The following is a 23999-nucleotide window of genomic DNA, read 5'->3' on the forward strand; positions in this document are numbered from 1 at the left end:
CTTCCATACACAGTACTAAAGATAACCTAAACGTTATTTACGAGGACAACCACATCATCGTTGTGAACAAAAGGCCCGGAGATATTGTGCAGGGCGACAAAACCGGCGACAAACCGCTTAGCGAAGTGGTGAAATCCTATATTGCCGAGAAGTACAACAAACCTGGAGCAGTCTATCTAGGTGTTGTACACCGGTTGGATAGGCCTACAAGCGGAATCGTGATTTTCTCTCGTACCTCAAAAGCACTCCCGCGTCTCAACAAGCTTTTTGCCGAAAAAGAAGCAAAAAAAACCTACTGGGCCATCGTTAAAAATGCTCCGCCAAAAATAGAGGACACACTGGTACATTATTTAAAACGTAACAGCAAACAAAATAAATCGTACGCACATCCCAAAGAAACACCGGGAAGCAAAAAAGGAATTTTAGACTATAAAATCCTACAGGAGTTCAACAATTATTTTTTGCTTGAAATTGCGCTGCATACCGGCAGGCATCATCAAATTAGGGCCCAGATGGCCGCAATAGGATGCCCTATAAAAGGCGATCTCAAGTACAGTTTTGACCGTAGCAACCCTGACGGAAGCATTCATTTACATTCCAGAAAATTGATCTTAACGCATCCAGTGCAAAAAGAGCAGATGACCTTCATTGCACCGCCACCGGAAGGTGATGCGCTGTGGGATTCCTGTAGACTGTAAACTGTAGACCGTAAAACAGTATACAATATACAGTCTACAACCTTTCATTTCTCTATCATCTCTTATCTTCGATCTCTACTCTTCCTTCTTTATTCCTATTCCGAAGGCTACGTATGCTTTCTGTAATAACGGCAGTTAAAATCATCGCTCCACCTATAAAAGTTCCCCAGCGTGGAATCTCACCCAGAAAGAATATACCCATCAATATACCATAAATGGGTTGCACACTGCCCAGAATGCTCGCCGTGGTCACATTAAAATATTTAAAGCTCATTAAATAGAGTGTATGTCCCACTGCCGTGGTGACCAGGGCGAGCGCGACCAGATAGGGAAAAGCTTCGGTCACCGCCTCTGGAGTGGCCATAAAATACAAAGGGATCAGCGCCACCGCCACAATGACCATCTGATACCACATAAGCAGGCTCCCGTGGTAATTTTTAACCTGTTCTTTCATCAAAATATTCCGCAGGGAATACGCCAGCGCAGAAATCAAACCGAAACCAATCGCCTGGGTATACTGATTTTCAAAATTGAGTTCTGGCACCAGAAAAGAAATTCCGATGAGTACTAAAATGCCCAACAGAATATGGATTTTCTGAAATGGCTTTTTCATGATTATAGGTTCCAGGATACTGGTAAGCGTAGGATGCGTGTAAATGGTGAGCATCCCAATGGCCACGGTGCTCAACTGCAAGGCCTGAAAATAGAAAACCCAGTGCAGACCCATTAAAAAACCGCCTAAAAGGATCATTTTTCGGTCTTTTTTGGCAATAAAAAGGTTTATCTTTTTATACCGAAGGAATAGAAACAAAAGCAAGGCAGCAAACAACGCCCGGTAAGCAATCGCGATGGGTGCCCCTAGCGGAATGCTGCGTCCCAGCACACCGCTGGTACTCACCAAAAGCATGGCGAGGTTAAGCTGTAAAAGGTTGTTTAAAAAAGGACTCTTTTTTGCCATTATCGCATCAATAATGCCGATTTTTCCTTAATTATCTGGGCAACGGGCCTGCTTTCTATACGGCTGTCAAGCCAGGAAAGAATATCCAGGTACAAGAATGCGCGCCTTTCGTAGGGATCATTCTCATAAACCTCAAGGCGCTTACGCAGTTTGGTAAATTCGCTTTTGAGTTCGCTAGGGAAAATCTCACCCAGATTCCGTAGAAATTTGATCATTTCTTTTTGAACTTCGTGCAGGTCATTCATTTTGATCAGGAACTTATACGTACTGCGCAATAGCGATTCCAGATGGTAGTCCATACCGGCTTCATAATGTGCCACAAGATTGAGAATACGCGCAAAACACATGAGATCTTCACGCATTTTGAGCGATTTATTATTGATGATCTTTTGCAAATAGGAAATGCATTTTTTGTTCTCCCCGTTACCAAAATATAGACTTGCGATCTTGTAATAAAAAACCATCACATGATGCGCATCCATCTTGCCGCCCAGCACCTTTAGCTTTTTGGTGATTTCTTCTATGAGTCCGTCATCATTGCTGAAATCACCAACTAAAAATTTCAGGTTTAGCTTGTTAGAATACAAATACAAAAACTCCAGCGTTTCCAGGTTATCGCTTTTGGGAAAGTCGGTTTCCGCAAGGCGCATTTCAAGATTTTCAAGCACTTCTTTAAAATGCGTATGATGGCGCAGGTAAAAAAGCGATTCAAGCAGATAATGATTCCCTTTCAAGTAAAAAACAGGGTTGCGGGCGATCATTTTTGGCTGTTCCTCAAATAATTCCACAAACCGGCTGGCGTAGCGATAGCAGGACAAAAAATCCTGAATGAGGAAACTGTACCACAAATATGCCTTGTAAAGCCATAATTTTTCTCGAAAACCGAGTTCTTTGAGATCATATTCTGGCAAATGTTCATTAAAATAGACCTCTATTTTTTGCTTTTCGGCATCGCTGCGTACATATCCCATTTTTAGCATTTTACCATAAAGCTGCAAGGATAGATTGGAGAGTTTGCTGGTCATCATGTTCTGCCGGCTCAGGGATTCTGCTTCCTGGGTGAGTTCATCTGCGCGGGTGCTCATGCTGCGGGTAATGTACTGGGTCTCAATCACTTTTTCAAGCTCCACGATCTCGTAGGCCACATTTTTCTCCTCGTTTTCAATGGCCATGTGTTTGGCCTTTTCAAGCAATTTTAAACTTTGCTGGTACAATCCTTTCTGATAGAGAACGGTAGCAAAATCAAGCTGTTCCCGTATCTGTATACGTATGTTCTGATGGGCAGGGCTGAGCCTTAGGCTTATAAGAATTTGCTTGTACAGATGGGCCTTTAGATTAGAAAGTTGCTGCTTTTTGACAATGCGGTTGTTCAAAATTTCCGCTTCATCATAAACCTTCATCTTATCCATAAGGGCAAAAAGCTGCAGGTACTTTGAATCAGCATTGCCATCAAGACGGCCTACATACAGGGTAAACTGGCGTTTTTCAGATTTGGACAATGACCTGACCAAAGTAAATAAGGCATCTTTTGAATCATTTGCCGTTGTAATGATTTTACGCATAAAACACTGTTATTCAATTATATAAGTATGCTTAAAATTAGGTTAACATCGTAACCTCTCCAGAAGGGGATTCTTCAAAAGTACTACGTATATATATATTCACATATAAATTGAGCTAAAAACCACTTTTATGAGCACCGACAAAGTACAAATTTTTGATACCACATTACGTGACGGAGAGCAAGTTCCCGGATGCAAGTTAGATACACACCAGAAACTTGTAATAGCCGAACGTCTCGATAATCTGGGTGTTGATGTTATTGAAGCAGGGTTTCCCGTCTCCAGTCCAGGGGATTTTAACTCTGTGCGCGAGATTGCAAAAATAGTTAAAAATGCGACTGTTTGTGGACTCACACGTGCAGTAAAAAAAGATATTGAAGTTGCTGCAGAAGCACTAAAAGGTGCAAAACGCCCCCGTATACATACGGGTATAGGCACCAGTGATTCTCATATTAAATATAAGTTTAGGTCTAATCAGGAAGAAATTCTCAAACGTACTTTTGAAGCGGTCGCCTATGCGAAAACTTTTGTTGAAGACGTGGAATTTTACGCTGAGGATGCCGGGCGTACCAATAATGAATATCTGGCACGTGTTTGTGAAGCGGCCATACGCGCGGGGGCAACCGTGCTCAATATTCCAGATACCACTGGTTATTGCCTTCCAGAGGAATACGGCGCAAAAATCAAATACCTTCGGGAAAACGTCAAGGGTATAGAAAAAGCTATTCTTTCCTGCCACTGCCATAATGATCTGGGACTCGCAACGGCAAATTCCATAGCGGGCGTGGTAAACGGCGCACGCCAGATTGAATGTACCATAAACGGTATAGGAGAGCGAGCAGGAAATACCGCGCTTGAAGAAGTGGTGATGATCTTAAAACAACATCCCTATTTAAATCTTGACACCGGCATCAATACAAGACTGCTTTATGATACCAGCCGCATGGTCAGTGAGAAAATGGGCATGGTCGTACAACCTAATAAAGCCGTAGTGGGCGCAAATGCGTTTGCGCACAGTTCTGGCATACATCAGGATGGTATGATCAAGAACAAGGAAACCTATGAAATTATGGATCCCGCAGAAGTGGGTGTGAGCGACAGCGCCATCGTACTCACCGCACGCAGCGGCCGGGCAGCACTGGCGTACCGCTCTAAAAAAGTAGGCTACGAACTTACAAAAGTACAGTTGGACGTGGTTTATAAAGAATTTCTGATCGTTGCAGATTCTAAAAAAGAAGTGAAAGATGAAGATATCCATCAGATTATGAAGACCACAAATAGTGGTGCACAGGCGGTCGCTTAAGCGAACATAAAAACTAAGAATTATTACTAAAATTTGCCGGTTTTGACCCTTTTTCTGACTGAAAATAGGTTAAAATCGGCAGTTTTGAATCAAAATTAAAATGGCAGGAAAAACACTTTTTGATAAAGTCTGGGATGCGCATGTGGTCGATAAGGTCGCAAACGGCCCTCAGGTTTTATACATAGACAAACACCTTATACACGAAGTTACGAGTCCGCAGGCTTTTGCTGAGCTGGAAGAGCGCGGCATTCCCGTGGCCCGCCCTGATCAGATCGTGGCCACGGCAGATCACAACACGCCCACGGTAGACCAGCACCTGCCCATACAGGATGAACTTTCCCGCAACCAACTCAAAAAACTCACCGAAAATTGTGAGAAGCACAACATTACACTCTACGGTCTGGGCCATGAATTTAATGGTATCGTTCATGTGATCTCACCAGAGCTGGGCATTACCCAACCCGGTATGACCATGGTCTGTGGGGACAGCCACACCTCTACCCACGGGGCTTTTGGTACGATCGCTTTTGGTATAGGAACCAGTCAGGTGGCGCAGGTTTTCGCCAGCCAGTGCCTATTATTGACCAAACCCAAGAAATTGCGCGTTTCCGTAAACGGAAAACTTAAAAACGGCGTACTTCCCAAGGATGTCATTTTATATATCATCTCGCAGATAGGCACAAACGCCGGTACCGGTTATTTTTGCGAATATGCCGGCAATGTATTTGAAGAAATGAGCATGGAAGGCCGTATGACCGTTTGCAATATGAGTATTGAAATGGGCGCCCGCGGCGGAATGATCGCGCCAGACGAAACCACCTTTAACTATATAAAAGGCAGAAAATTTGCACCGGAAGGAGGCGAATGGGAGCAAAAAGTAGCATACTGGAAAACACTTCCCACCGATGCAGATGCCGAATTTGATAAGGAATTTCATTTTGACGCCGCCGAAATTGAACCTATGGTTACCTACGGTACCAATCCCGGAATGGGAATCAAGGTAAGCGGGACCATTCCCGATAAAGAGGATGAAAACCTTGAAAAATCCCTTGAATATATGGGCTTTCAAAAAGGGGAAAGCCTCATAGGAAAAGCCATTAATTATGTTTTTATAGGCAGTTGTACTAACTCGCGCATTGAGGATTTCCGCATTGCGGCAAATTATGTTAAGGGAAAACACAAGGCCGAAAATGTGAATGCCTGGCTTGTCCCCGGCTCGCAGCAAGTCGCAAAACAACTTGTTGAAGAAGGTCTTGACCTTGTCTTTACAGAAGCTGGTTTTGAACTTCGGCAGCCTGGATGTTCCGCCTGCCTCGCCATGAATGATGACAAAATTCCGCGTGGCGAATATTGTGTTTCCACTTCAAACCGAAATTTTGAAGGCCGTCAGGGACAGGGCGCACGTACCATTTTGGCGAGTCCGTTAATGGCCGCCGCCACCGCTGTAGAAGGCAAAATCGTTGATATTACAAAAAATTTGAATTAATGGAAAAATTCACAAAACTTACCGAAACGGCCGTCCCGCTTCCGGTAGAAAACATAGATACAGACCAGATCATCCCGGCGCGCTTCCTAAAAGCAACCGATAAAAAAGGCTTTGGCGATAACGTGTTCAGGGATTGGAGATTCAATAAAGATGGAAGCAAAAATGAAGATTTTGTTTTAAATAAAGATGCATACTCAGGCCCTATTCTGGTCGCGGGAGATAACTTTGGTTGTGGTTCCAGTAGGGAACATGCAGCCTGGGCGCTGGGTGGTTATGGCTTCAAAGTTGTCGTAAGCAGCTTTTTTGCTGATATTTTTAAAGGAAATGCCCTAAACAATGGTATTTTACCGGTACAGGTGACCCCGGAATATCTTAAAAAACTCTTATTAAGTATTAAAGAAAATCCGGCTACAAATGTCACCATAAACCTTGAAGAGCAAACGATAACTTCTGAAGCAGGTCAGGACCATTTTGATATAGACCCCTATAAAAAAGTGTGCATGATCAATGGTTATGACGATATTGATTATCTGCTCAGTAAGAAGGAAACCATTGAAAGTTTTGAAAAAGAGCGGGAATTTTCGGTTTAATAGCTAAAAACTACTATTTCCAACCTAAAACTGGGGCGAAAAGGCTATTTTTCAGTCCTTGATTTAATATACAAATTCCCTGAAAACCTTTAAAAATTGCCCTGAAAATGGCAAAATTGACCATTTTCATTCAAAAATAACGTTATGAAATACAAAATAGCACTCCTCCCCGGTGATGGTATAGGCCCTGAAGTTACAGATCAGGCCGTAAAAGTCCTTGAGGCGATCGCCGATGTTTACAACCATACGTTTACCTATACGCACGCGCTCGTGGGCGCCGTTGCGATTGATAAAACGGGCGATCCCCTTCCTGAAGAAACCCTTCAGATCTGTAGGGAAAGTGATGCCATTTTGTTTGGAGCCATAGGGCATCCCAAATATGATAACGATCCTTCGGCTAAGGTACGGCCAGAACAGGGACTGCTTAAACTGCGCAAATCCCTGGGTCTGTTTTGCAATGTGCGACCGGTTAAGGCTTTTGAACAACTTATCGATAATTCTCCCTTGCGCCGGGAAATAATTTCTGGCACAGATATTAGTATTTTCAGGGAATTGACCGGTGGAATCTATTTTGGTTCCAAAGAACTTAGCGAAGATGGCCAGACGGCTAGCGATGGTTGTTCCTATTCTGTGGAAGAAATCTCCCGAATCACCCATTTAGCGTTTAAAGAAGCGCAAAAAAGACGCAAAAAACTCACGCTGGTTGACAAAGCAAATGTGCTGGAAACGTCCCGCCTATGGCGGAAAACCGTAAAAGAAATCGCGCCTCAATACGCTGACGTAGAACTGGATTTTCTTTTTGTGGATAATGCCGCAATGCAGCTTATCTTAAATCCAAAACAATTTGACGTGATCCTTACCGAAAACCTTTTTGGCGATATCATCAGCGATGAAGCCAGTGTTATAGGCGGTTCCATAGGACTTTTAGCTTCTTCTTCCCTAGGGGCGGAAAATGCTATGTTTGAGCCTATTCACGGTTCGTTTCCGCAGGCAACTGGCAAGCATATTGCAAATCCACTGGCGTCCATTCTTTCCGCAGCCATGCTTTTAAGGCATTTAGATCTACATAAAGAAGCAGATGCGATTGAAACTGCGGTAGAAAAGTCGCTGGAACTTGGTATTACCACCGGCGATATCAATCCTAAAAATCCGTTTTCTACCTTAAAAGTTGGTGATTTTGTGGCTGACCATATTACGCATCCCAATGATACCAATATCAATTACAAAAATGTACATATGGGACAGAGTACGATTATTTAGTTCTGGTTCTATAATAAAATTTTGAAGTGCGGCTAGTAGCCGCATTTTTTTTTAGCCAATTTTAAAACAGAAATTCCAACCTCAACCAACTCTTATGAAACTTCCTGCCTCGTACAATAACATTCTAGAGAAATCCACCGTCATGGGTTTTGATATGTCATCAGATCCTGACTTTGGCAGTTTGCTTCAAACGTTAGTGGCTTCTAAAAGGGACGCCCATATTTTAGAACTGGGTACGGGTACCGGTTTATCCCTCTCCTGGATGGTTGCGGGTCTTCATGCGACTTCTAAAATAACAACGCTGGATAATGAAGAGAACTATTTGAAAATTGCCAGGGAACACATTGAAGATGATTCCCGTGTTTCAATAGTATGCACAGATGGCGCTAAATGGATCGAGGAATATGCAGGTCCTTCTTTTAACGTAATATTTGCTGATACCTGGGCAGGGAAATTTACACACCTGGAAGAAACTTTGACGTTAGTAGCGCCGGGAGGTTTCTATATTATTGATGATTTGAATCCACAAAAGAACTGGCCTGAGGGTCATAACAAGAAAGTGGAAAAACTGATCGCCTATTTAAACTCCCGCGAAGATTTTAATCTTGCCCATTTGAACTGGTCCACGGGAATTATTATCATGACCAGAATCGCACGCGCTATTGTGAATTAGCTACATCCAGTTCTTTGATCTCTTTTGCATACGCGCTGGGCAAAATGATATTTTTGATAATACGATCTACTGAAATTACCCTGCTGGTTTTATAGACAGGAACAAAAAACCGAAGCATGTGCGCATGATTAAAGTGTAACAAATCCCTGACCCGCTCTGGTATGACCAACTTCTGACCTTCGATCAAAAAGAGATAGCGAATGCTGCCCAAATGCTTTTTATACTGGACAAAGAGATCTTTGGTATACCTGCTTTCAACAAGATCGTTTTCCAGATGGGCTGCACGCTGTGGTAACCAACTTTTATAATCAGCAGCGAGATCTTTAAGTTTCATGCGCTCACCGAGACGTTTAAAAACGGAATAAATCTCTTCCTTTTCGGCCAGTGTTAATCTTCGTTCCAAAACTTCAAAAGAGGAAATGGAATAAAAAATCAACATAAAAAGCACGTCCCGGTACGCCCAGTCTGGTATGGTACTGTCCCTCGAATTTTCTACTGCTTTGTGAATATGATAGATGGCATCTATACTCTGAAACGCTTTTGCCTCATCGGCGAAAATAATCTCCCGTGCATAGGTCACCGTTGAGAATAAACGCCCCAAAGGATCTGCGGGCAACTTTCCCGTAAAATAAAGCCAGTCAACCGCCTTGTTCAGTGCAAATTCTGCCGCAGCCCCGGCAAAAATAAGTAACACGGTATCACTTTTTCCCCATATTTTTCGCACTATGGAATCCTCTTTTACAAAATATTTCATTTCCATTTTAATTCTTGTAAAAGAACGGCTTTATAATTCAATTATTCCCCAAAAACACCGTTTTACCAGTTTTGACAGATTGATCTGCGGCAAGCACTACTTTCAAGCTATTTACAGCGTCATTTAGATGTTCGCTGAGATCTTCGTCGGTGTCGATTGCCCGTAACAAAAACTCCTGCTCCAGCAGACAAAGGGCGTCATGATCTGGTTCATCTGGGGTAGGTATGATCTCATCTTCTTTATCAAAATTCCCTTCACTGTTCAGCGCGCTATGGTGTAACAATAATCCACCGGTTTTAGTATGACCTTCAATATCCTGAGAAGAATTTTTGGGCTTATCAGCAATACTCACAGAACCTTTGGGACCTATGACGTCTTTGACAAAAAAAGCGGTCTCGCTCATCATAGGTCCCCAGCCGGCTTCGTACCATCCTACAGAACCATCTTTAAAACGTACCTGCAACTGACCGTAATTATACATTTCGCTATCAATTTCTTCGGAAAGCCGAACACCTATCGCGCTCACACTCTCTGGCTGGGATTGTGTCATCTGGCACATGATATCAAGATAATGCACCCCACAATCTACAATGGGCGACATACTTTTCATGAGTTGGCGGTGCGTGTACCACTTTTCACCCGAACTTTGCTGGTTTAAATTCATACGCATAACAAGCGGTTTTCCCAGCGTCTGGGCAACTTCAACAAATCTCGTCCAGGAAGGGTGCACCCTTAAAATATAACCAACCACCATTTTCCTGTTTTTCTGAAGCGCTAGTACCACCAGTTCTTTAGCTTCATCAACCGTTGTGGCAAGCGGTTTTTCCACAAAAACATGCGCGTTTGCGTTAAGGCTTTGTCGCACATAATCAGCGTGGGTATCGGGATAAGTATTAACGGAAACCACATCTGGCCTGGTCTCGCGCAGCGCCGTTTCAAAATCTTCAAAGGTGGGCAATCCGCCCAACTCTTTTGATAATTTTTCCCTGCTTTTAGGTGAACGGCTCACCAAACCTACGATTTCAAACGCATCCAGTTGCTGATAGGCACGTGCATGTGATGCGCCCATATGACCGCAACCTACCACAAGTGCTTTTATTTTTTTTTGTCTGTTTTCCATAGTACATTGCATTTTTAAGCACGTAAAAAATAACCGTTTTAATCCGAAAAATGGCTTAAAAAGCCAATTTTCAAGGCAAATCCAGTGGATTTTAAACTGGGATCAAGCTTTATTCACTTCGGTATTTCTGCATAATTTCCTTAAACAGAAAACCTGTGGAGGGAGGCGTATAGGAAACCGCATTCGCCCCGGCTTCTATGACCTGCGTGATGGTTTGCTCTGTTTTACCACCGGTAGCGATAATGGCAACCTCAGCGCTGATTTTTCGGATCGTATTGATAATACTCACTGTATTCTCTCCCCCGGAAACGTTAAAAATATCCACCCCGGCATTCAATCTTCCTTTGATGTCATCTTTTTCGGAAACCACGGTAATGGTCACGGGAATATCAATTTTCTGCTTCAGTTCTTTAATGAGTTCGTTACTTGCCGGTTTATTTAAAACCACGCCCAGCGCCCCTTGAAATTCGGCGTGCAGGGCAAGCTCTACAGAACGTATGCCTGAGGTCACTCCACCCCCTACTCCACAAAAAACGGGTTTATCTGCTGCCGAAATTAAGGCCTGACTAATAATGGGCTGCGGGGTAAAAGGATAAACGGCAATAATCGCATTTGCATTGGTATTGCGGATGATCGCGATATCTGTACTGAAAAGAAAGGATTTCAAAACCTGACCAAATACCTTAATCCCCGAACATTGTTGTATACACCCCGGTACCTCAACAATATTTTTGCGCAGTTTACTGCCAAATGTGGGAATGTTTTGCTCTTTTTTCATTAGTGTTTCATTAGTGTAGAATAACAGTAGAGTCTCCCCCAGTTTAAAAATGAATGCATTAAAGCGTTCGTCTTTTTAGCCTCTTTTCTCTTGTTTTACTAGTTTTGGGCGTTTCCCTGCGGGCCGGGCTTTGCGTTGCAATCTTTTTGTTAGTTCCTCACAAAAAGGATTTCCACTGCAATCCCTAACTCGCAATTTTTGCTAAAATCATTAAAAAAACCTGGTTTACCTCTTAGCCTTATGTTAAAACCGAATGGACCGAAACACATTCCTAAAACCTAAATTTAAGTGCAGGGTTTACAGCTGATTGACAAGCTTGAAAGTCTGGTTGGCAATTTCCAATTCCTCATTAGTAGGTACGATTAGGATCTGTACGGCGCTATTTTCGGCATGAATTCCTCTAATTTTTGATTCCCGAAGTTCATTTTTAGCTGGATCAAGCGCTATACCGAAAAAATCCATAGCTGCGCAGGTCATTTCCCTAATTTTACTGCTATTTTCCCCTATTCCTGCGGTAAAAATCAGGGCATCCAGCCCATTTAGGGCTGCGGCATAGGCACCTATATATTTTTTTATCCTGTACGTGTTGAGCGCTAAAGCGAGTTGACAGGTTTTATTACCTTTTTCGGCCTCCGCCTCAATATCCCGCAGGTCACTGTAACCGGTAAGTCCCAGCATGCCACTTTCTTTGTTGAGTAGCGTATTGACCTCCTGGGCAGAATATCCCAGCGTTTCCATAAGATAAAAGAGCACAGACTGATCAATATCCCCGGCGCGCGTACCCATAACAAGACCATTTGCCGGACTAAAACCCATAGAATGATCTACGGCTTTCCCGTCTTTTATAGCGGTTATACTACAGCCATTACCTAAGTGAATACTGATGATTTTTGAATATTTGTTTGACGTTTTCTTTAAAAAATCAATCGCTTTTTCACTTACATATTTATGGCTGGTACCGTGAAATCCATACTGTCTAATGTCTTCTTTTTCTAATAATTCTTTCGGGATTGCATACTGATACGCTTTCTGCGGAATACTTTGAAAAAATGCGGTATCAAAAACAACGATTTGAGGTGTTTCAGGAAAAATTTTCTCTGCCACTTCTATACCCGTTAAATTGGCGGGACTGTGCAAGGGGGCAAGGGCGGTCAATTCCCCAATACTTTTTTTCACCTGATCATTGACCAGCGTGGTTTCGGTAAATTTACTTCCACCATGTACCACACGATGTCCTACGGCTCCTACCTCATCAACATTTTGCAAAACTCCGTGATTACTATCAAGCAGTAGACCTGTGACCTTTTTTAACGCTTCGGTATGGTCATTGATTTGTGTTTTTTCTGAAGTTTTTCCGGTAGCGGTCTTGTAATGAATTTCGCTCCCATCAATCCCAATGCGTTCCACCATACCGCTCGCGAGCACTTTAGCCGCAGGCATCTCAAACAATTGAAATTTTAAGGAAGAACTGCCAGAATTTATTACTAGTATTTTCATTTATTATTTTAGTGTTTACCGGGGCTTCGGTACAAATTTCTTTTCGCTGTCGCTACAGAAAATTTACTCAGCCGCCTGTGATTTCGGTACAAAATTCTTTTCGCTGGCGCTACAGAAAATTTACTCAGCCGCCTGTGATTTCGGTACAAAATTCTTTTCGCTGGCGCTACAGAAAATTTACTCAGCCGCCTGTGATTTCGGTACAAAATTGTTTTCGCTGGCGCTAAAGGAAATTCACTCAGCCGCCTGTGATTTCGGTACAAAATTCTTTTCGCTGGCGCTACAGAAAATTTACTCAGCCGCCTGTGATTTCGGTACAAAATTCTTTTCGCTGGCGCTACAGAAAATTCACTCAGCCGCCTGTGATTTCGGTACAAAATTCTTTTCGCTGGCGCTACAGGAAATTTACTCAGCCGCCTGTGATTTCGGTACAAAATTCTTTTCGCTGGCGCTACAGGAAATTCACTCAGCCGCCTGTGATTTCGGTACAAAATTCTTTTCGCTGGCGCTACAGGAAATTCACTCAGCCGCCTGTGATTTCGGTATAAATTTCTTTTCGCTGTCGCTGCAGGAAATTCACTCAGCCGCCTGTGATTTCGGTACAAAATTCTTTTCGCTGGCGCTACAGGAAATTTACTCAGCCGCCTGTGATTTCGGTACAAAATTCTTTTCGCTGGCGCTACAGGAAATTACTCAGCCGCCTGTGATTTCATTCAAAATTCAAAATCTATAATTTTTAATAGTTTTCCCCCTTCGGGGGTTAGGGGGAATTAAATTCCCTGCGCCTGTATAGCCGTAATGATTACCGTGTTAAAAACATCATCTACGGTACACCCGCGGCTCAGGTCATTTACCGGCTTATTAAGGCCCTGCAACATAGGCCCAATAGCGAGCGCGCCGGTTTCCCGTTGCACCGCTTTATACGTATTGTTCCCGGTATTGAGATCAGGAAAGATAAGTACGCTGGCCTGCCCGGCAACTTCAGAATCTGGCATTTTGCTCTTGCCCACACGAAGATCTACAGCGGCATCATATTGAATGGGACCTTCCACTTTGAGGTCTGGCCGCTGTTTCTTGACAAGCTCCGTGGCCTGTCGTACCCGGTCAACATCTTCACCTTTTCCAGAGGTTCCCGAAGAGTAGGAAAGCATTGCGATTTTTGGCTCTATGCCAAAACCTTTGCTGCTTTCTGCCGAAGAAATAGCGATCTCGGCCAACTCCTCTGCAGTAGGATTGGGGTTGATCGCGCAATCCCCAAATACCGAAACCCGATCTTCAAGACACATAAAAAACACGGAAGAAACCACCGAAACACCTGGTTTTGTTTTGATAAACTGCAATGCAGGTTTGATCGTGTGCTGCGTGGTGTGCATCGCGCCAGAAACCATACCATCTGCATGACCTTTATAGATCATCATGGTACCAAAATAAGACACGTCTGCCATCCAGTCGCGGGCGATGTCCATATTTAAATTTTTATGCTTGCGCAGTTCGTAAAAGGTTTCTACATAATCATCAAAATGTTTAGAATTAATGGGATCGATGACCTGAACTTTTTCCAGATTCAAGGGAATGGCGTTCAGGTTTATCTTTTCCTCTATTTTTTTCTTTTCGCCAAGCAAAGTAATAGCTACAATATCCAACTGTACCAAACGGGCGGCGGCGTTGAGAATGCGCTCGTCTGTACCTTCTGGCAGTACAATATGTTTTTTGTTTGTACGGGCGCGTTTCATGATACCGTACTGAAACATACGCGGCGTGATACCGCCATGCTTAAAACTTATAAGCCGCTCCACCAGGTCATCAAAATTGACCTGTTTTTCAAAAATAGCCAGGGAAGCTTCAATTTTCTGATTGCTGTCCGCATAGATTTTTGACTTTATGGAACCAATGCGATTGGTCACCGAAAAAGTACCATCACTTACCGAAACGATGGGCACAACCTGTGAAAGCCCTTCGATCAATTTAAGGATAGGCTCTTCGGGAATGAGTCCACCGGTAAGGATAATACCGGAAATACGGGGGTAATTAGAAGAAATATTGGCCTGTAGCGCACCCAGGATAATATCTGCGCGGTCACCGGGCGTAATGACCAGGCTATCGGTTTTAAGATGTGTAAGGTAATTGCGCAATTGCATGGCACCCACCCCAAAGCTTCCGGTTTGATTATCCAGGAAATTCTCACCAAAAAGTACGTTACCGTCCAATTCTTCCACAATTTCCTTAATGGTGGGATGTGCGAGTTTTTCGGTAAAGGGAATGGAAAACACCGAGACTTCTTTTGGTAGGAAATCGCGTAAGCCCTTAGATGCAATCTTTAAATTTTCTTCCTGCACCTTGTTGGCCACCATGCCCACCACCGTAACATCACGGTCGCGAAAAGAGGTATAGGCAATCTGCATACTGCCCAGTAATTCCTCTTCGGACTTGCCTACGCCGCTGGCAACAACGATGGTGGGTATCCCAAGGTTTTTTGCAATCAGCACATTCGTATCAAACTCAAAAACACTACTATCGCCCGTAAAATCCGAGCCTTCCACAAGCACAAAATCAAAGCGTTCTTCAAGCTCTTTATATTTTGTGATTATCGTGTCCAGTATTTCACCGGCGTGGCCTTTATTACGCTTTTTAATGATCTGGCTACGCGTAAATGCACAGGCGTCTTTATAGTCAAGATCAATGTCAAACGTGGAAAGTACCGTGGCAATATGATTGTCTTTCTCACCCTTTTTCTGATCGTCAATAATAGGCCGAAAATAACCCACCCTGGCAATTTTACCCAGAAGGGTGCGCATGAGGCCCAGCGTAATGATAGATTTGCCACTGTTAGGCTCTAACGTAGCGATATAAATACCTTTGTTCATCAGCTTTGTTTACTTCAAAAATAAGGTTTATAGGCCAAAAATAAGGCCTTATACAGCTGAAAACACAGCAGAATATGACAAATATCACCTCTTTTTCAGAGTATCTATTATCAAAAGCAAAAACCCCTTCGGTTCAAAAAACCGAAGGGGTCTGCAAGCTATCTGTAAAAAAGTGTACTAGTTATTTTTAAAGATATCCATGACACCTTCAAACTGTGCGGTATCAAAGCTACCGTCTTCTTTACTAATGTTCTGTGTAAGTTTTACCATTTCTGCAACGTTCATATCATCACCCAAAACACGGGCCAACAAAAATCCCTTTTTATCGTCTTGCGCAAAGACTATCACTTCATCTATCGCATCTTCCTCACCGTTAATATAAAAGCGCATACGCTGACTGGGCTTTCCGAAGGACATTAGTTCTTCATAATCATCACGCTTAAGTATTGACATTACCTTTTCGGTTTCTGGCTGGTAAAGCGCCTGAGTTTCCGAATTTAAAGGAAGTGCAAGAATATTGACTTTTTTTATGGTTTTCAATATTTCCCGCTGCGCCTCAGGCATCGTATTACTGTTCGGCAGAATTAGGTTAGCGGGCACATCGAGCATTACAAAATCATTATTTTCTTTATGATCTACGTAATATTCCTGTAAGGATTGCTCCCCATTGCAGCTCACCATGATGATGGCCAGAAAGGTGACTATTAGATATCTCATTGTTTATTACTTTATTTTCACATTCTTAAGCTCTTCGCTGCCCGAAAAATTAATACTGCTTGCGATTTTCCCTATTTCCCTCAGGTCTATGTTCCCGGTAATCTTAGCGATAACCGTATCTTCACTACCATTGATACCGTCTATAAACATGAGGAATTCGCGCGCATATTCATCACTTTTTCCCGGTTTAACATAAAACTGAACGTTTTTACCGTCATCTTTTACACGCATGAGCTCTTCCAGCTTTGCCATTCCCAGGTATTTATCGAATTCAGTACGCATAAGCTTAGCGGTATTGGCATCTTTAGTGGAATAGAACTTAATATCATCCAGGCTATTCACGAGTTCAATATAACTCTTCATTTCAGGATCATCTGTATCTAAATTGAATTGAGATAGCATCTTAAACATCTTTTGGTTCACAACAATCGAGGCGACATCCTGCATATCTTCAAACCTTTGAAAGGGATCTTGTGCCTGTGCGGCAAAACCCATCAAGAAAACCAGTGCACTTATAAGTATTTTAGTCATAACTGTAAGTTTAATTATTATTTATTAATGTATTTATCTGTTGTTTTTTCAAATTCGTCAAGCGCATTCAACTTAGAAGTGCTTTGACCTACAAAGCTGCCCATCATAAAGAGTGCCTGCCTGGTCTTTAATGCGGCCACTTCTGGATCTTTGTATGTTCCATAATCAGTGGTATTGTTATTACTATTTATATTGTTATTGAAAAAGAAGAAAAGTCCTACAATTACGAGTATACCTGCGGCAATGTTCAGCCAGGGCATTTTTTTTTCTTTGGGGAGATTGATCTCACCGGTGTAACGTTCTTTCCTGGCTTCCGCAAAAGCGGCAAACAATGGGATATAATGTTCCAAATGTGGGGCTACACCTCCACCGGAAAAATATTTCCTAAGCTGCTGCTCTTGATCCAAGGTGCTTTCGCCCTCAAAATAAGCATCTAAAAGCTGCTCTATATTTTTAATTGATTCCATAGCGGTGTTTTTCCATTAATCCTTCCCGTATTGTTTTTCTGGCCCGGGAAAGTGCCGTACGTACAGTGCCTTCGTTAATTTGCAGTTGCTCTGCGATCTCTGCATTAGTATATTGCTCCACATCACGCAACTGTAAAACGAGCTGCTGCTGTTCAGGAAGCGCCTTCATCAATTTATAGACCCAGTTCACGCTATCGCTTACTTCCATTTCCCTTACCGTGTCATAACTGTTGTCTTTATAATTGGTATGAACAAGGCTTAGGTTATTGCTACGTTTGGCCTTTAGGGTATCATAACAGTAATTTTTTGTCATAGTCATCGCAAAAGCTTCCGCACTGCGGTATTTTTTTAGTTGCTTCTTTTTAGACCATAATTTTAAAAGTACTTCCTGAGTCGCATCCTGCGCTTCTTCTTCAGAAGTTAGCAAGCGCCGTGCCAAGCGGTACATTTTGTCCTGAAAGGGGCGTACAATCGTTAAAAAGTCTTTCTGGTTCATCAATAGGCGTTCTTATAAGGAAGACGACCCAACAGTAAATTTGTTACAAAGGGATTGTTTTTTACAATAATACCCTTATTTTAGGGTTCTTAAATAAAAAATAAACATGAAGAAATTACCCCAATTATTGGTTATGTGCTTTTTTATAGCGCTTACAACTTCTTGCAGCAAAGACCGGGACGATGAGATTCAACCCGTAGCTGAAAGCTTAGAAGTAGAAAATTTTATCTACAGCGCCATGAACATCTGGTACCTATATAAGCCGAATGTACCTGCGCTGGCAGATGATCGCTTCGCAAATCAGGAGGAACTTGACGCGTACCTAAACGGCTTTGAAACGCCCGAGCTCCTTTTTTACGAAGGAGTCAAAGCTCCAGAACCACTGGATCGTTTTAGCATCATAACACCAGATTACCGCGAACTGGAACGTAGTTTTGCCGGTGTAAGCCTTAATAATGGTATGGATTTTGGCCTTGGCCGAATTAGTGATGGCAGCAATCAACTTGTAGGTTTTGTGCGTTATGTGCTGCCCAATACTTCTGCTGAAGCACAGGGAGTAGAACGCGGAATGCTTTTTACCCAAATAGACGGCAACCCCCTCACCCTGGATAATTATAGAGAACTTCTCGCACAGACCAGTTATGAGATTACCGTTGCTGACATCAATAGTAACAACGAAATTACCGAAACTGGTCAGACCATATCCCTTACCAAAGAGGAATATACCGAAAATCCTATTTTTATCATCAAAACCTTTGATAACATAGGGGGTCAGAAAGTGGGCTATCTTATGTACAATTCCTTTACGGCCAATTTTGACGAGGAGCTCAACAATACTTTTGCTGATCTTAAGGCCAGTGGTATTAACGAACTCATTCTTGATCTGCGCTACAATAGTGGTGGATCGGTGCGTTCTGCGACAGATCTTGCCGCGATGATCACCGGCCAGTTTGCCGGGGAAGTCTTCTCTACAGAAGTTTTTAATCCGCAGCTTCAGGCTATATTTGAAGCTGGACCTGATGCCGAAGATCTCAACAATCGTTTTAATACTGAAATCAGTGGTGGCACAGCTATAAATAGCCTCAACCTAAGCAAACTTTATGTACTTACCACGGGAAGTTCTGCCTCAGCGAGTGAGCTTGTGATCAATGGGCTAGATCCTTATATAGATGTGGTGCAGATAGGGGAAACCACAACTGGTAAATTTCAGGCTTCGACCACGTTTTATGATAATGAAGCGCCCCGTTTTAGTAGAAATGGTGCCAATCCCAATCATTTTTATGCCATTCAGCCGCTTATTTTTACCTCGGCCAATGTCAATGGGGTAACTGGCTTTGTAGATGGTCTGGTTCCTGAAGTTCTTGTTGAGGAACGCGTATCCACCTATGGTGTTTTGGGTGATGAAAATGAACCTCTTTTAAGAACTGCTTTAGATCAAATACGCGGCGGAAGGTCTTTTGACCTCAAGCAGGCACAAGGTTTGATCCTTCCCCTTGTTGGAGAATCTGGTATGGAAAGCCCCACCTACCAGCGTATGTATGTAGATACGCCGAAGTTGAATAAATAATGGGCTATTTTAGACCTTTTTAAGCTATTTTAGATCAAAAAAAGCCCGATTTTCTGGATTCAGAAAATCGGGCTTTTTGATTGAAAAATAGGGTGTTTTGACCTATTTATTGACCTTTCAGACTAATTAATCATTAGTATAAAAACCATTGGGACCTACACCCACGGTGTACGTTTGCTCTAAGTTTCCATCTAGAGAATAGCGATATGCTTCACTGTCTGTAGCGTAATTACCACTATCTGAAATGTAAATAACATCATCTTCAACATCAAAACCGTACAAGTAAGAAAAACTCTCATCAGTATTAAAGTTTATCAAAGCTTCTTCGGGAAAAGTAGTTTCTCCCTGTTCAATAGTGTAAACAGCATTGCCTGAGGTATAATAAATTTTATTGTCGTCAATTTTTATATTTCCAGGGCTAACCGTAGCTTCTGGAAGTGTTAAGGTTTGCTCAATGCTGGCGGAAGCAAGATCAATGGTAAAAAGTTTGCCTAGACCGGTACTATCCGCAGTCATTACTAATATTTTATCATCCTCCTCTTGAAAGGAGTTAGGAATATTACCCTTCCCAAGATCAATTATTTTCTCAACGGTATTTGAGGTTGGGTCAAAAACATCGATCGAATTGCCCTCACCATAATAACCGTTAGATATATATACCTTTCCATCCTCGCTTAGTATCTTTTCCGCGCTATTGTTTAGGACAACCTTTTCAGTAGAATAGTCATCTAAATTAATAACGGTTAAAAAATTATCATTGCTACCTTGAGCAAAATTTGCCGCATTTGTCACATAGGCTTTACTGCCTACAATTGTTCCATAACGTGGATTTTCAAAATCACTGCTAATTGTAGCTACATATTCAAAAGTATAACGATCTACCACGGTTACGCTATTTGCAGAACCTGAAACAATAAACGCACGCGTATCGTCAAAAAACATGTTTTGAAGGAAAGTCCCAATCTCTGCTGCGTCAGGATTTACTTTTCTAAAAATATCATTGGTAAGTGTTCCATCATTGGCAATAAAACTAATCGAAGCCGTTGCAGGATTGCTGTTGCCTTCATTAAGCACAAAAGAACCTTCTGCATAATCGCCTTCCGGTACCGGATCTGGGCCTATACCATCATCATCGCTAGAACAAGAGGTCAGGAAAAGGGTCGCCGCAAAAACGGTAAAAAAGAGGTGTTTCATTGTTTTCATAGTTATTAAAAATTAAAGTTTAGATAAAAATTGTAATTGCGGCCGGGCATTTCCCTGCTCGCCACGCTTTGATAAGCGGTATTAAATATATTGCGCACCTGGAGGCCCACTTGATATTCCTTTTTTCTGCCAAAAGTGTAGCTCCCGCCCAGATTAGAAAGCGCGTAGCCCTCCAGGTTATATTGCGATGCATTGTCTGACCGCGTAAAGACTTCGCCCACGCCTACCAACTGATAAAAAAAAGCATAGCCGCGGTTCTCATAGGCGGCAGAAAAGGTGGTTTTGTTGTAGGGAACGTAGATCAATTGATCGCCGGTTTCTACATCTTCTGAAACGGTGTAGGCATAATTTCCACTGAATTTCAACTGCTTATGGCCAAATTTCTTTACATAGTCGGCCTGAATTTCAACTCCGTAAGCATGCACATTATCTGTATTTACCGGTTTCCAATTGGCACCCGCGGGAATCCATCGGATCATATTGGTGATATCCATATAATAGCCGGTAATTCTAGCGGAAAAATCACTGATTTGGAAGGAATTTCCCACTTCGGCCTGGTAAGACGTTTCTGGTTTTAAGTCGGCATTGCCGCTGTTTTCCCAATAGAGATCGTTATACGTTGGAATCCTAAAGTTTTTGGAAGTATTGAACGAAAGCGCGTAAAATTCTGAAAACTCATACCGCGCTCCAGCGGAATATAAAAACGGACTATCATAAACGGAAGTCGCTTCTTTTCGCCCAGAAAGTTCATAAACAAAGAGGGATCCCAGTTTTTGTTTAAAAAGCAGACTGGCGGCGGCAATATTTCGGCGTTCTTCAGGGATGCTACTGCCTTCACCTTTGTTGCTGTTGTAACTTAAAATAGCATTGACCTGCGCCTGCGAACCCAGATCATAACCCAGGTCCAACTTACCAATTAGGGTATTCACGCTTCCGCCAGAGTAACTTTGCTTATAGATATTAGCAAAGTATTTATAGTCTTCGGTAAGAAAGGCCACTTTGGCGAGGCTTGTAAAACGCTTATGTTTTTGTTCCCATTCTACCAGGCTTCGGGTATCTGTATTCTCATATTTAGTCCTGATTTCCGTTGGGATAATCAATGAAAAATTGCGCCTTCCATCAAATATATAGTGATACAATCTGACAGTATTTTCCGTATCCAGTTTAAAAGCAACCGAAGCATTTAAGCTGTTGTTGTAAAACTGGCCATTAAAATTCTGGCCATTACTATCGGGAAATTCAAAATCATTATCAGAACCGGTCCTGTTTACGGTAATTGCCGTACTTACATTTTCGGTGGAATATTTTGTTTGAAAATTCACTCCATAGGCATCAAAACTGCCATAATTTACCCGAAATTCAGTATTAAAATCCAAATTGAAAGCCAGGGAATTATCCAGATGAACGGTGCCGCCTATCGCACTGCTGCCGTAAAGCACGCTACCGCCACCGCTGCGCACGCTCACCGCATCAAAAACCAGTGGATTGATCGTGTTAAAATCGGTTTGCCCATTGAGTTGGGAGTTGATGTTTATACCATTCCATATCACGGCGGTTTGCTGCGCGGTGGTACCCCGGAAGGAAGGCGAAGAAACCATTCCCGCACCATTTTCCTTGAAATAAATAGAAGAATTGGTATTCAGTAAATCAGTAAGGCTGGAACCGCTGCGCTTGATAACGCTATCTGTAAGTCTGACTACCGGCTGGGTACTGCTGTACTTTTTGAGGTTTTTATCACCGTAGAGTAACACCTCATCTAAGGGGACAGGTTGCTGCGCGAAGCCCGAAAAGCTCGCCAAAAGACAAATAATAAGAAGTTGAAAGGTATGTTTCATAAGCGCTCAGACCCCTATCCCGGAGGTTTTAGACAGTTATGAACCCTGGCAGGTCTCCTGGCTCGCGTATATGGATCAACCTTCCCGTTTAAAAAACAGTGGTTTTAAGAACAATCCATACCGCCCCAATTACGGGACAAAGCATACAGTTGCGGGAACAGCGAAAGCTTCTTATTTATTTTGAATTTAAAGTTTTAAATTCAAAATTCTCTTTCTTCCCTTTTAAGAGGCGGGTAATTTAAAAACCTTCCTCACCAAAATTCAGGCGCGAAAGTACTTCAAAAAATTGGTTTCTGAGTAGTTTGCTATGAAAGCAATTATACTTATATTGAAATAAAAAAATTTTATGCCTCAATCAATTTATTTAGTTGCAACTTTAATGCAGTACTTAGCATGTCCTTATTTATAGTTTCCGAATCGACAGACAATACCTGAACAATAACATCTATCCATTGTTCATTATTTTATTTGAATTCAATAGTTTTAGTAAAACTTTTCATCCTCAAATTGGTTAAAATTACTTTCACGCGCTCTAGGCCCGTATTTCTCGGATAGTATATGATTTACACACGGAAATTCCTCTCCACAGAAACCAATAAGTTATTTCGTATTTGCATCAGAAATTTCGATTATTTTATCTATTTTCATAATAGAATTTCTTATAATTTCAATTCATAAATCCAGTCTTTTGCGAATTTTATAAAATCGGCTATTGGAATTTCTTCTATTTCTTGATTTGTATAGCTATTGATCAATTGCGTAGTTAAATCTTCAATAAACTGGTTGTAAGAATTCCAAATTACACGCTGCCCTTCAATTTGGGTTTGTTCCAAATTTGCTGAAAGCCAATTCCGCACCTTTGTGATCAATACATAAGGCTCATCATTATGATTTTCAATATCTTGACCTGCTATATCGGAGAGTACTTTTTGATAATAATATTTCTCCGTTTCCAATATGAGAATTTTCTTATTCTTTAATTCATTGCTCCCATATTCCATTGCCCCTATATCTAACCCAAGTTCATAGGGCATATTAAATCTTGGAAGATCTCCTTTACTAAGAGGTTTGCTTCGAGAAAGGTCATGAATGCCATATTTGCAATCCCTAATTAAATCTTTAATCCCATTGATTCTAATTGTAGCAGATGAAAATGTTTGTGATAATTTTGGATTGAAATCTAAGTAAAGTAATGTAAAAATCAAGGGTTTGATTAGAATACGATAATCATTATCAAAAGGACAATTTATAAAAACATTTTTTTCAAAACCCATAAAAGTTAGTCTTCAAAGGATACCACTTCTTCTACTTCACCTGTACTTTTATGAACAATAACTTTACCATTTGATTTTGTGGCAGTTTGTTCTGCATAAAATTTTGCTTGTTTTTGATCAGGAAATACACGTAAAGCCCGGGTTTTTCCATCAGCCACTACGGCCCATTTATGACCGTCGCTACGTATGATATGATATCTATGAGGATCTACAATTTTTGCTCCTTCTGCTACTTTTTTACCTAGTTCTTTAGTATAAAATGTCTTCCTTTTCATAATAAAAAATATTATATCAATATACGATAAAGATTTTAACTCAATATGATATTTACAGATTGTAATACGAACGATATATAAGCCTCGACCA

At 41.8% G+C, this 23999-nt stretch carries 23 protein-coding genes and 1 riboswitch; of the genes, 8 read left to right on the forward strand and 15 right to left on the reverse strand.

Annotated elements, in window-relative coordinates; genetic code table 11:
* The first annotated feature begins 56 nt into the window (after positions 1–56).
* On the forward strand, positions 57–698 hold the full coding sequence (locus P162_RS03090; protein ID WP_410471169.1) for an RluA family pseudouridine synthase: 642 nt from the start codon (positions 57–59) through the stop codon (positions 696–698).
* A 55-nt stretch (positions 699–753) separates the two neighbouring features.
* Here P162_RS03090 and P162_RS03095 read toward each other — a convergent pair whose 3' ends face one another.
* A complete protein-coding gene (locus P162_RS03095) occupies positions 754–1656 on the reverse strand; it encodes a DMT family transporter (protein WP_051907754.1) in 903 nt (300 codons plus the stop codon).
* A complete protein-coding gene (locus P162_RS03100) occupies positions 1656–3218 on the reverse strand; it encodes a hypothetical protein (protein ID WP_031425769.1) in 1563 nt (520 codons plus the stop codon). Before P162_RS03100 ends, P162_RS03095 begins: the two co-directional genes overlap by 1 nt.
* Before the next feature lie 130 nt (positions 3219–3348).
* On the opposite strand from P162_RS03100, the gene P162_RS03105 reads away from it, so the two are divergent.
* The 5 genes from P162_RS03105 to P162_RS03125 all read left to right on the forward strand — a co-directional run bounded on the left by P162_RS03105 (position 3349) and on the right by P162_RS03125 (position 8530).
* Positions 3349–4521, forward strand: a complete 1173-nt coding sequence (locus P162_RS03105; protein WP_081868367.1) for a 2-isopropylmalate synthase — start codon at positions 3349–3351, stop codon at positions 4519–4521.
* Between the two features lie 100 nt (positions 4522–4621).
* Entirely contained in the window at positions 4622–6007 is a 1386-nt protein-coding gene (gene leuC, locus P162_RS03110) for a 3-isopropylmalate dehydratase large subunit (protein WP_031425771.1), read from the forward strand.
* On the forward strand, positions 6007–6597 hold the full coding sequence (leuD, locus tag P162_RS03115; protein WP_031425772.1) for a 3-isopropylmalate dehydratase small subunit: 591 nt from the start codon (positions 6007–6009) through the stop codon (positions 6595–6597). Before leuC ends, leuD begins: the two co-directional genes overlap by 1 nt.
* 144 nt (positions 6598–6741) lie before the next feature.
* On the forward strand, positions 6742–7857 hold the full coding sequence (gene leuB / locus P162_RS03120) for a 3-isopropylmalate dehydrogenase (RefSeq protein WP_031425773.1): 1116 nt from the start codon (positions 6742–6744) through the stop codon (positions 7855–7857).
* A 94-nt stretch (positions 7858–7951) separates the two neighbouring features.
* The gene (locus P162_RS03125; protein WP_031425774.1) at positions 7952–8530 is read left to right on the forward strand and encodes an O-methyltransferase; all 579 of its coding nucleotides are present in this window, start codon (positions 7952–7954) and stop codon (positions 8528–8530) included.
* On the opposite strand, the gene P162_RS03130 is transcribed toward P162_RS03125, so the two are convergent.
* The 4 genes from P162_RS03130 to P162_RS03145 form a co-directional block, all read right to left on the reverse strand.
* On the reverse strand, positions 8517–9284 hold the full coding sequence (locus P162_RS03130) for an oxygenase MpaB family protein (protein WP_031425775.1): 768 nt from the start codon (positions 9282–9284) through the stop codon (positions 8517–8519). The genes P162_RS03125 and P162_RS03130 overlap by 14 nt on opposite strands.
* A gap of 37 nt (positions 9285–9321) precedes the next feature.
* On the reverse strand, positions 9322–10404 hold the full coding sequence (locus P162_RS03135; RefSeq protein WP_035916805.1) for a Gfo/Idh/MocA family protein: 1083 nt from the start codon (positions 10402–10404) through the stop codon (positions 9322–9324).
* Between the two features lie 109 nt (positions 10405–10513).
* Positions 10514–11182: a hydrolase gene (locus P162_RS03140; protein ID WP_031425777.1), complete on the reverse strand. Its 669-nt coding sequence runs from the start codon at positions 11180–11182 to the stop codon at positions 10514–10516.
* 297 nt (positions 11183–11479) lie between these two features.
* Positions 11480–12679: an acetate/propionate family kinase gene (locus tag P162_RS03145; RefSeq protein ID WP_031425778.1), complete on the reverse strand. Its 1200-nt coding sequence runs from the start codon at positions 12677–12679 to the stop codon at positions 11480–11482.
* Between the two features lie 208 nt (positions 12680–12887).
* On the opposite strand from P162_RS03145, the gene P162_RS03150 reads away from it, so the two are divergent.
* Entirely contained in the window at positions 12888–13412 is a 525-nt protein-coding gene (locus tag P162_RS03150) for a hypothetical protein (protein WP_031425779.1), read from the forward strand.
* A gap of 37 nt (positions 13413–13449) precedes the next feature.
* Here P162_RS03150 and pta read toward each other — a convergent pair whose 3' ends face one another.
* The 5 genes from pta to P162_RS03180 form a co-directional block, all read right to left on the reverse strand.
* Positions 13450–15543, reverse strand: coding sequence for a phosphate acetyltransferase (gene pta, locus P162_RS03155; RefSeq protein ID WP_031425780.1), 2094 nt, complete (start codon positions 15541–15543; stop codon positions 13450–13452).
* A 177-nt stretch (positions 15544–15720) separates the two neighbouring features.
* Positions 15721–16260 (reverse strand): DUF4252 domain-containing protein, encoded by a 540-nt coding sequence (locus P162_RS03165; protein WP_031425782.1) that lies wholly within the window; start codon positions 16258–16260, stop codon positions 15721–15723.
* A gap of 6 nt (positions 16261–16266) precedes the next feature.
* Entirely contained in the window at positions 16267–16791 is a 525-nt protein-coding gene (locus P162_RS03170) for a DUF4252 domain-containing protein (RefSeq protein ID WP_031425783.1), read from the reverse strand.
* 17 nt (positions 16792–16808) lie between these two features.
* A complete protein-coding gene (locus tag P162_RS03175) occupies positions 16809–17258 on the reverse strand; it encodes a hypothetical protein (protein WP_031425784.1) in 450 nt (149 codons plus the stop codon).
* Complete coding sequence (locus P162_RS03180; protein ID WP_031425785.1) at positions 17245–17754, reverse strand: RNA polymerase sigma factor; 510 nt, start codon at positions 17752–17754, stop codon at positions 17245–17247. Before P162_RS03180 ends, P162_RS03175 begins: the two co-directional genes overlap by 14 nt.
* A gap of 106 nt (positions 17755–17860) precedes the next feature.
* Here P162_RS03180 and P162_RS03185 point away from each other — a divergent pair, with 106 nt between their 5' ends.
* The gene (locus P162_RS03185) at positions 17861–19321 is read left to right on the forward strand and encodes a S41 family peptidase (protein WP_031425786.1); all 1461 of its coding nucleotides are present in this window, start codon (positions 17861–17863) and stop codon (positions 19319–19321) included.
* 126 nt (positions 19322–19447) lie between these two features.
* On the opposite strand, the gene P162_RS03190 is transcribed toward P162_RS03185, so the two are convergent.
* The 4 genes from P162_RS03190 to P162_RS03205 form a co-directional block, all read right to left on the reverse strand.
* On the reverse strand, positions 19448–20524 hold the full coding sequence (locus P162_RS03190) for a DUF5074 domain-containing protein (protein ID WP_164076200.1): 1077 nt from the start codon (positions 20522–20524) through the stop codon (positions 19448–19450).
* 5 nt (positions 20525–20529) lie between these two features.
* The gene (locus P162_RS03195) at positions 20530–22359 is read right to left on the reverse strand and encodes a TonB-dependent receptor plug domain-containing protein (protein ID WP_031425788.1); all 1830 of its coding nucleotides are present in this window, start codon (positions 22357–22359) and stop codon (positions 20530–20532) included.
* 29 nt (positions 22360–22388) lie between these two features.
* Positions 22389–22633, reverse strand: a riboswitch (cobalamin riboswitch).
* Between the two features lie 385 nt (positions 22634–23018).
* A complete protein-coding gene (locus tag P162_RS03200; protein ID WP_031425789.1) occupies positions 23019–23633 on the reverse strand; it encodes a hypothetical protein in 615 nt (204 codons plus the stop codon).
* Between the two features lie 5 nt (positions 23634–23638).
* On the reverse strand, positions 23639–23908 hold the full coding sequence (locus P162_RS03205) for a DUF2188 domain-containing protein (RefSeq protein ID WP_051907755.1): 270 nt from the start codon (positions 23906–23908) through the stop codon (positions 23639–23641).
* Positions 23909–23999 lie beyond the last annotated feature (91 nt).

It is taken from the genome of Flavimarina sp. Hel_I_48, assembly GCF_000733945.1.
In the GTDB taxonomy this organism is placed as follows: Bacteria; Bacteroidota; Bacteroidia; order Flavobacteriales; family Flavobacteriaceae; genus Leeuwenhoekiella.

What these genes read in the sequence shown, in the direction of transcription:
- P162_RS03135 (WP_035916805.1), bottom strand. Translation starts at nt 10,404, where the DNA reads ATGGAAAACAGACAAAAAAAAATAAAAGCACTTGTGGTAGGTTGCGGT.
- P162_RS03145 (WP_031425778.1), bottom strand. Translation starts at nt 12,679, where the DNA reads ATGAAAATACTAGTAATAAATTCTGGCAGTTCTTCCTTAAAATTTCAA.
- pta (WP_031425780.1), bottom strand. Translation starts at nt 15,543, where the DNA reads ATGAACAAAGGTATTTATATCGCTACGTTAGAGCCTAACAGTGGCAAA.
- P162_RS03185 (WP_031425786.1), top strand. Translation starts at nt 17,861, where the DNA reads ATGAAGAAATTACCCCAATTATTGGTTATGTGCTTTTTTATAGCGCTT.
- P162_RS03195 (WP_031425788.1), bottom strand. Translation starts at nt 22,359, where the DNA reads ATGAAACATACCTTTCAACTTCTTATTATTTGTCTTTTGGCGAGCTTT.
- P162_RS03125 (WP_031425774.1), top strand. Translation starts at nt 7,952, where the DNA reads ATGAAACTTCCTGCCTCGTACAATAACATTCTAGAGAAATCCACCGTC.
- leuD (WP_031425772.1), top strand. Translation starts at nt 6,007, where the DNA reads ATGGAAAAATTCACAAAACTTACCGAAACGGCCGTCCCGCTTCCGGTA.
- P162_RS03100 (WP_031425769.1), bottom strand. Translation starts at nt 3,218, where the DNA reads ATGCGTAAAATCATTACAACGGCAAATGATTCAAAAGATGCCTTATTT.
- P162_RS03095 (WP_051907754.1), bottom strand. Translation starts at nt 1,656, where the DNA reads ATGGCAAAAAAGAGTCCTTTTTTAAACAACCTTTTACAGCTTAACCTC.
- P162_RS03175 (WP_031425784.1), bottom strand. Translation starts at nt 17,258, where the DNA reads ATGGAATCAATTAAAAATATAGAGCAGCTTTTAGATGCTTATTTTGAG.
- P162_RS03170 (WP_031425783.1), bottom strand. Translation starts at nt 16,791, where the DNA reads ATGACTAAAATACTTATAAGTGCACTGGTTTTCTTGATGGGTTTTGCC.
- P162_RS03205 (WP_051907755.1), bottom strand. Translation starts at nt 23,908, where the DNA reads ATGAAAAGGAAGACATTTTATACTAAAGAACTAGGTAAAAAAGTAGCA.
- P162_RS03165 (WP_031425782.1), bottom strand. Translation starts at nt 16,260, where the DNA reads ATGAGATATCTAATAGTCACCTTTCTGGCCATCATCATGGTGAGCTGC.
- leuC (WP_031425771.1), top strand. Translation starts at nt 4,622, where the DNA reads ATGGCAGGAAAAACACTTTTTGATAAAGTCTGGGATGCGCATGTGGTC.
- P162_RS03200 (WP_031425789.1), bottom strand. Translation starts at nt 23,633, where the DNA reads ATGGGTTTTGAAAAAAATGTTTTTATAAATTGTCCTTTTGATAATGAT.
- P162_RS03130 (WP_031425775.1), bottom strand. Translation starts at nt 9,284, where the DNA reads ATGAAATATTTTGTAAAAGAGGATTCCATAGTGCGAAAAATATGGGGA.
- P162_RS03190 (WP_164076200.1), bottom strand. Translation starts at nt 20,524, where the DNA reads ATGAAAACAATGAAACACCTCTTTTTTACCGTTTTTGCGGCGACCCTT.
- leuB (WP_031425773.1), top strand. Translation starts at nt 6,742, where the DNA reads ATGAAATACAAAATAGCACTCCTCCCCGGTGATGGTATAGGCCCTGAA.
- P162_RS03105 (WP_081868367.1), top strand. Translation starts at nt 3,349, where the DNA reads ATGAGCACCGACAAAGTACAAATTTTTGATACCACATTACGTGACGGA.
- P162_RS03180 (WP_031425785.1), bottom strand. Translation starts at nt 17,754, where the DNA reads ATGAACCAGAAAGACTTTTTAACGATTGTACGCCCCTTTCAGGACAAA.
- P162_RS03140 (WP_031425777.1), bottom strand. Translation starts at nt 11,182, where the DNA reads ATGAAAAAAGAGCAAAACATTCCCACATTTGGCAGTAAACTGCGCAAA.